General features: G+C 70.8%; 1 protein-coding gene. It reads left to right on the top strand.

The window, feature by feature from the left end:
* Nucleotides 1-395: P1 family peptidase (locus QSJ60_RS19045; RefSeq protein ID WP_285465449.1), on the top strand; the 395-nt coding region annotated here is incomplete at its 5' end.
* Nucleotides 396-528 lie beyond the last annotated feature (133 nt).

Raw genomic sequence — 528 nt, 5'->3', positions numbered from 1 at the left:
TGGACCGCGCGGGCACGGTGGTGCGCGGCAACTACGACGCGCAGACCGGGGTCCGGCGCCACCCGGTGTTCGACTACCAGGAGGCGTTCGCCGAGCAGGTCCCGCCCGTCACCGAGGCCGGCAACACCACGATCAGCGCGATCGTCACGAACGTGCGGATGAGCCCCGTCGAGCTGAACCAGTTCGCCAAGCAGGTGCACAGTTCGATGCACCGCGGCATCCAGCCGTTCCACACCGACATGGACGGCGACACGCTCTTCGCCGTCACCACCGACGAGATCGATCTGCCGACGACCCCGGGGTCGTCGCGCGGGCGGCTGTCGGTGAACGCGACCGCGCTCGGCGCGATCGCCTCCGAGGTGATGTGGGACGCCGTCCTCGAGGCCGGCAAGTAGGGGCCCGGCCCCGGAACAGGAGAGGAACGCTGTGGAGATCATCACCGCGACGGTGACGGGCACGGATCCGGGAAGCCGGGGCGCCGAGATCGGGAGCCGCTTCGGGGAGGGGATCCGCGACGCGGTCGACGGC

The sequence above is a fragment of the Agromyces sp. NBRC 114283 genome (assembly GCF_030268405.1).
Taxonomy (GTDB): domain Bacteria; phylum Actinomycetota; class Actinomycetes; order Actinomycetales; family Microbacteriaceae; genus Agromyces; species Agromyces mediolanus.
The sequence above is the reverse complement of the archived record's forward strand: the minus strand, read 5'-3'. Positions and strand labels throughout refer to the sequence as shown.